The organism is Micrococcus sp. H39-S4 (assembly GCF_027158145.1).
Taxonomy (GTDB): domain Bacteria; phylum Actinomycetota; class Actinomycetes; order Actinomycetales; family Micrococcaceae; genus Micrococcus; species Micrococcus luteus.
In genome coordinates this window covers 54,770-62,243 of sequence record NZ_JAPVLT010000009.1, presented here as the reverse complement: position 1 = coordinate 62,243, position 7,474 = coordinate 54,770, and the positions used below count along the sequence as shown (strand labels likewise).

The window sequence follows — 7,474 nt, the reverse complement described above, 5'->3', positions numbered from 1 at the left end:
CAGAGCACGACCTTGCCCGTGCGGGTGGCGGCGTCGACCCAGTCGAACGCCGCGGCGGCCTCGGCGCGCGGGAAGCACGCCCCGACGCTCGCGTCGATGCGGCCCCCCGCCTCTCGTTCACCTGGGGGCCACCTGGATGTGATGGACTCCGCGCGTCACCCCGCCGTCCACCGGCGGCGCACCTCTGTCATCACGCATCCCGGGGAGAGCCATGCCCAGCCTGTTCCGCCGCCGTGCCGTCACCACGGCCGCCTGCACCGTCCTCGTCCTCGCGCCCGCGAGCGCGGCGCCCGCCCTGGCCGTGGAGACGGCCGCCGCGGACGAGACCACCATCTCGATCCTGTCCTTCAACGACTTCCACGGCGCGCTGTCCGCGGACTACATCGGCACGCAGTTCGCGGACACCGTGGAGGACTACCGCACCGCGTTCGAGGCCGAGCACGGCGCCGGCTCCACGCTGCTGACCAGCGCCGGCGACCTGATCGGCGGCTCGAAGTCCGTGTCCAACGTGCAGCAGGACAACCCGACGATCGACGTGATGAACGCGCTCGGCCTGGCCTCGCTGACCGCCGGCAACCACGAGTTCGACAAGGGCCTGGACGACCTGCAGGGCCGCGTGGAGTCCCGGGCCCAGTTCCCGGTGCTCTCCGCCAACCTGGTGGACCCGACGAGCAAGGAGCCCGTCCTCACCTCGCACGCCGTCTTCGACGTCAACGGCGTGCGCGTCGCGGTCATCGGCGCCTCCCCCAACGAGCTGTACGCGACCACCACCGGCGCGGGACTGAAGGGCAACGAGGTCCTCGACGAGGTCGCCGCCGTGAACGCGGTCGCGGACGAGCTGGAGGCCCAGGACGCCGCCGACGTGATCGTGGCCTCGTACCACGACGGCGCCGCCGGCGCGGGCGAGCTGGCCGCCGAGCGGGCGGCCCGGGCCGAGTTCGACCGCATCGTCGGCGAGACCTCCTCCGCCGTGGACCTCATCTTCAACGCCCACACCCACCAGCTCTACCAGTACGACGCCGCGGCCGGCGGCGCCCACCGCCCCGTGATCCAGGCGGGTGCCTCCGGCAGCCACCTGGCCGCCGTCGAGCTGACCGTGGGCGCCGACGGCGAGGTCACCGGGCTCACCCCGCGCCTGCTGGCCCGGTCCACGCAGGCCCCCGCCGAGGCCGCCGCGGAATCCCCCGTCACCGCCCAGGTGTACGCGATCGAGCAGGAGGCCGTCGCGGTCTTCGAGGACCTGCAGGGCGAGGTCGTGGCCGACCTGTCCGCCTCCATCACCACCGACTACCAGACGCTCATCGACGCCGGCGGCTCCTGGAAGGCCGGCGGCACGCGCGCCGCCGAGACCACCCTGGGCACCTGGGTGGGCGACGCCGTCAAGCACGCCGCCGAGCAGGCGAACCCCGAGGTGGACCTCGGCGTGACCAACCCCGGCGGCCTGCGCTCCGAGCTGCTGACGGACCGCTTCACCGACGGCGGCGCGTTCCCGGCCAAGCCGGCCGACCTCGTCGGTCGCCTCACCCTGGGCGAGCTGCTCGACATGGCGCCGTTCGGCAACACCATCACCTACTTCGACATCCCGGGCTCCTCCATCAAGCTGGCCCTCGAGGAGAACTGGCGGAACGACGTGCGCAAGTTCACCCTCGGCTGGTCCGAGGAGCTGACCTGGACCTACGACGAGTCCCGCCCGCAGGGGGACAAGGTGACCGGCGTGTGGATCGACGGCGAGCCGCTCCAGGCGGACCGCATGTACACGGTGGCCAGCCAGTCGTTCCTGGCCGACGACACCTGGACGACGCTCGGGGACCCGACCAAGGCCCCCGACGGCTACACCGCCTTCGCGACCGGCCGCCAGAACTTCGTGAACATGGGCCTGTTGGACTCCCAGGCGATCACGGACTACGCCCGCGCCCAGGACGCGGCCCACGGCGCCGTCGCCCCGGACTTCGGCAAGAACGGCGTGCCGGTCACCGACGCCCCCGCCTCGGTCGAGGCCGGGCAGGCCGTCGGCCTGACCCTCGGGGACCTCGTGGTGGACTCCGACGGCGCCCCCGCGGCGACCGCGGTCGACGTCGCCTTCCGCACGGCCGACGGCACCGAGACCGCCCTGGGCACCGTGGCCGTCCCCGCGGGCTCCGAGACCGTCACGCTCTCCGGGATCACCGCCCCCGCCGCGGCGGGCACGGGCGAGCTCGTGATGACCGTGCGCTACGCCGACGGCAGCACGACCGTGGTGCGCCATGCCCTCGAGGTCACCGCGGCCCCGTCCCCCACCGAGCCGGAGCAGCCCGCCCCGACCCACCCGGGCAAGGGTCATGGCAAGGGCCATGACAAGGGCGCCGACCACCCGGGCAAGGGCCGCGTGAAGGGCGAGGACCACCCGGGCAAGGGCCGCGGCGTGCAGCGCGGCGCCGCCACGCACCCCGTCTTCTCCGCCCATGCCTGGCTGACCGCCGCGGGCCTGCCGCGCTGACCCATCGAGAACGAGACCGAGGACGACATGACCCCCCTGCCCCGCTTCGCCGCGCGCACCGCGGTGACCACCGCCGCCCTGGCCCTGCTCGCCCCCGCCGTGGCCCTGCCCTCCCAGGCCAGCCCGGCCGGCGACTCCCTCGTCATCAACGAGGCATACACCAACGGCGGCTCCGCGAACGCCGTGTACACCCACAAGTTCGTGGAGCTCTACAACCCCACCGACCAGCCGATCAACCTCGACGGCTGGTCCCTGCAGTACCGCTCCGCCGCCGGCACGGCCGCGACCCAGGGCACGGTCGCGCTGTCCGGCACGGTGCCCGCGAAGGGCCACTTCCTGGTCTCTGGCGGCTCCAACGGCACCGCGGGCGCGGCCCTGCCGCAGGCAGACCTCGTGGCCGGCGGGGCGTTCAACCCCGCGGGCACCAAGGGCACGATCGTGCTCGCGCGCCAGGCGGGCACCGTGACGGACCTGCCGGTCGGCTCCGTGGTGACCGGCCAGGTGCCGGGCGTCGCGGACGTGCTCGGCTACGGAGCCACGAACACCTTCGAAACAGCGGCTGCCGGCGCCCCCTCGGCCAACTCGGACCCGAAGTCCCTCACCCGCACGAACGGCGTGGACACGGACGACAACAGCGCCGACTTCACCGTCACCGACCAGGTCACCCCGACCAACGCCGCCGCCACCGGCGGCGAGCCGACCCCGGAGCCCGAGCCGCAGCCGACCCCGGCCGAGCGGATCACCATCGCCCAGCTCCAGGGCACCGGCACGGCCACCCCGTACGCCGGGCGCCAGGTGACCACCACCGGCGTCGTCACCGCCGTGTACTCCACGGGCGGCTACGACGGCTACTACATCCAGACCGCCGGCACCGGCGGCGACACCCCCGACGCCACCCCGGGCGCCTCCGACGGCGTGTTCGTGTACTCGCCGGACACGGTCGGCTCCGTGACGCTCGGCGACCACGTCCAGGTCACGGGCGAAGCGGCCGAGCACTACGGCCTCACGCAGATCAAGGTCGCCGCCGGCGGCGTGCTGCCGGTCGCCGAGCCCGGCGCCGTGGCCCCCACGCCGGTGGAGTTCCCGCTGGAGGAGGCCGACCGTGAGGCGCTCGAGGGCATGGTCCTCGCCCCGCAGGGCGACTGGACGGTCACGGACAACTACTCCCTCAACCAGTACGGCTCCCTCGGCATCGTCCCCGGCACCACGCCGCTGGACAACCCGACGTCGGTGGCTCGGCCCGGCGCCGAGGCCCAGGCCGTCGCGGCCGCCAACGCGCAGCAGCTGATCGTGCTCGACGACGGGGCCACCACGAACTTCATGCGCTCGCCGGGCAACCAGAATCCGCTGCCGTACCTGGACGCGGACCAGCCGGTGCGCGTGGGCGCGGGCCTGGAGTTCACCACCGGAGTCATCCTCGACTGGCGCTTCGACGCGTGGTCCTTCCAGCCGCTGGGCCACCTCACCGATGCCACGGCGGCCGCCGTCCAGCCCGTGACGATCGAGGACACCCGCCCGGCCGAGGCCGCCCCCGAGGCGGTCGGCGGCAACGTCACCGTCGGCAGCTTCAACGTGCTCAACTACTTCACGACCCTGGGTCAGGACGTGGCCGGCTGCAGCGCCTACCGCGACCGCGCCGGCAACCCCGTCACCACGAACGGCTGCCTGCCGCGCGGCGCCTACACCTCCGAGGCGTTCGCCCGCCAGCAGGAGAAGATCGCGGCCGCGATCAACGGCCTCGGCACCTCGGTGGTCGCGCTCGAGGAGATCGAGAACTCCGAGAAGTTCGGCCTCGACCGGGACCACGCGCTGGCCCACCTCGTGGAGGCCCTCAACGCGCAGGCCGGCGAGCAGCGCTGGGCCTACGTGGCCTCCCCGACCGCGCGTCCCGCGCTCGCGGACGAGGACGTCATCCGCTCCGCGTTCATCTACCAGCCGGCCGAGGTCACCCCGGTGGGCGAGTCGGTGATCCTGGACGACCAGACGAACTTCGACAACGCCCGCGAGCCGATGGCCCAGCTGTTCCGCGCCGCCGACGGCACGTCCGAGGGGGCGGCCGGCACCGACTTCGTGGCGATCACCAACCACTTCAAGTCCAAGGGCGGCTCGGGTGCGACCGGGGACAACGTGGACGCGGGCGACGGCCAGGGCGCGTACAACGCGGACCGCGTGGGCCAGGCCGAGGCCCTCGTGGCCTTCGCCGAGCGCATGAAGGCCGAGACCGGCACCGACCGCGTCCTGCTGATGGGCGACTTCAACGCCTACGAGAAGGAGGACCCGATCCGCGTGCTCGAGGCGGCCGGGTACCTCTCGCAGGGCGCGCTCACGGGCGAGTACTCGTACGCGTTCGGCGGCGCCGTCGGCAGCCTGGACGGGATCTACGCCTCGCCGTCGGCGGCGACGGCGATCACCGGCCAGGACATCTGGATGATCAACGCGAACGAATCCGTGGCACTGGAGTACTCGCGCCACAACTACGTGGTCGAGGACCTGTACTCCGCGGACCAGTGGCGGTCCTCGGACCACAACCCGATCCTGGTGGGCCTCCAGCTCGACGCGCCCGTGACCGAGCCGACCCCGGAGCCGGAGCCCTCCCCGGGCGAGACCTGCGACGGCGTGACCGATCCGCGCGGCGTGCCGGGCAAGCCCGCGAACTCCGTGCGCGAGTGGCTGCGCTGCGTCGGCGCGACCCCGGGTCACGGCGGCGACCACCCGGGCAAGGGCCACGGCCCGGAGCACCCCGGCAAGGGCCGCGGGCCGGTCCGTCCCTGACGGGACGCGGGGCGCCGCACCCGGCATGACGACGGCGGGGCCGTCCGGGAGCAACCCGGACGGCCCCGCCGTCGTCGTGGGGGCTCAGCCGGCGAGCACGGCCGTCGCGGCGGCGTCGGCGTCGGCGAGGAAGAGGGCACGTCCGGCCGGATCGGCCCCGGCCTCGGCCGCGATCGCGGTGCCCCACTGCACGCCCGAGAGCTGCAGGCCCAGCACGAACACGTCCGCGTGGACCGTGCCGTCCGCGGCCCGCAGCCGGTACGGGCGGGCCGTGACGTCGAAGCCGGTGGCGGGCACGCGCACACCCTCCTCGTCCTCCCACGTCCCGGCCGCGGCGACGCCGTCCGCCAGCATCTGACGGACCAGCGGGGAGGCGGCGGCCTGCACGCGGTTGGGCGGCATCATCGCCTCCACCAGCCAGGCCCCCTCGACGACGGCGGGCCCCAGCGAGTCCTGCGCTCCCACCTGGGGGCTGTGGGCGGTGAATGCGTGTTCCTCGGCCTCGACCACGGGCGCGGGGCCGGCCCAGGTGAGCAGGCCGGCCCGGTGCACCGCGAGCATCTGCTCCACGCGCCACAGGGGCGGGCCGGAGGCGAGGCCCTCGACCAGCGGCTCGAACCAGCCCTGGACGTCCCGGATGCGGGAGGCCTCGGTGATCCGGCCCTCGGCGACCCACGCCTTGATCCGCAGTCGGCCGGCATGAAGCGCGCCGACGGCCATCATGAACGGGGACTCCTCCCCGAGGGCGGCCTCGACGCAGGTCTGCTCCATGAGCTCCGCGACGGCCCGCTGATAGTCCTCATGGGAGGCGAACACGGCGTCCTCGAACGGGGACCCATAGGCCAGGATGTCGAGGAAGCGCCGGCCGGGGGCGTACCGCTGGAGGAGCTCCTCGGCGTGCGCGGAGGTCACGGGGGCGCCGCGGCCGGCCTCCTCGAGCTGGCCGACGAGCTCCCCGAGGAATCGGCGCGCCTCGACGGGGCCGCCGAGGATCTCGGGCTGGGCCCGGACGAGCGTGGCGTAGTAGTGCCGGACCACGTCGCGGTGCAGCAGCGGCCAGAGGTGCTCGGCGAGGTCCAGGGCCCCGTGCCGGGCGGCGAGGGCGTCCACGGCGGCGTCGGAGAGGTAGCTGAGGGTGACGCCGCGGGGCACGAAGGCGTCCACCTCAGCCTTGGGCAGGTACGGGATGCCGCGGCGGGACATCAGGTGCAGGCGCGGCTCGTCCCCCGACGGCTCGTACCGCAGGGCCCGGCCGGGTCCGTCGCCGGTGCGGCGGTACACCCCGCCCCGGCCCTGGGTGAGCTGGGCCAGCAGGTCGAACGCGTTCAGGCCCATGCCCCGCACGAGGACGTCCGCCCCGGCCTCCACGGTCTCCCAGTCCACGTCCGAGGGGATCTGCGGGCCCTGGTAGTGCAGCTCGTCCCTGCCCCGCGCGGCGGCGGCCATCCGGTTCTGGCCGGGGCTGAGCTCCGCAGGCTGATGGCCCAGACAGAGCACGACGGCGTCCGCGTCGAGCGCGGAGACCGCACCGTCGGCGTCCCGCAGCTCCAGGCGGGCGCCGCCGTCGGGCCGGGGGTGCAGGGCGGTGGCCTCCGCGCGGTGCTCGACGACCTCGACGACCTCGGGGCGGGCGCGCAGCCCCGCGACGACGTCCTTGTACAGGTGCCGGAGGTAGCGCCCGTAGACCGCTCGGGCCGGGTACTGGTGGCGGCGCACGCCGAGGCTGGCCTCCGGGTGCACGCGACGCCACTGGTCGAAGGTCTGCGCGGCGGTGGAGGGGCGCAGACCGGGGTTGTCGGCGGCGCACGCGGTCGGGAAGAACGCGGGGGTGTTCATGAGGTACAGCTCGGACTGGTCCGTGCGCCACACCCGCCCTGGCCCGGGCGGATAGGGGTCCACGACGTCGATGCGCAGCCGCCGGGGGTGTGCGTCCGGGGCCGCGCCCTCGAGTCGGGCGAGGATCCGCTCCAGCAGCATGACGCCGCGGGGGCCGGCTCCCACCACTGCGAGGCGGCGCTCGGCCACCAGGGGCTCGGACATGGGGCCTCCACTCTCCTCGGGATCGTTTTCACGCCTGCGGCGCGCGTATTCCACACAATATCGGTGGCCGTCAAGGGTCGCGGACCGCATGCGCCACACTCCCACCGATCCCCCAGGATCCACAGCAGGCCCGGACGAAGAATCCGCGGAATCATGCGGATCACACCGAGATTCTGGGAGAAGTCT

3 protein-coding genes are annotated in these 7,474 nt (G+C 73.9%); 2 read left to right on the top strand and 1 reads right to left on the bottom strand.

From position 1 onward, the window contains the following. Positions 1-211 precede the first annotated feature (211 nt). Complete coding sequence (locus tag O3T09_RS09670; RefSeq protein ID WP_136940050.1) at positions 212-2,476, top strand: bifunctional metallophosphatase/5'-nucleotidase; 2,265 nt, start codon at positions 212-214, stop codon at positions 2,474-2,476. A 27-nt stretch (positions 2,477-2,503) separates the two neighbouring features. Further along, on the top strand, positions 2,504-5,248 hold the full coding sequence (locus O3T09_RS09665) for an ExeM/NucH family extracellular endonuclease (protein ID WP_169577791.1): 2,745 nt from the start codon (positions 2,504-2,506) through the stop codon (positions 5,246-5,248). Positions 5,249-5,332: 84 nt separating this feature from the next. Here O3T09_RS09665 and O3T09_RS09660 read toward each other — a convergent pair whose 3' ends face one another. Beyond that, on the bottom strand, positions 5,333-7,288 hold the full coding sequence (locus O3T09_RS09660; RefSeq protein ID WP_095354008.1) for an FAD/NAD(P)-binding protein: 1,956 nt from the start codon (positions 7,286-7,288) through the stop codon (positions 5,333-5,335). Positions 7,289-7,474 lie beyond the last annotated feature (186 nt).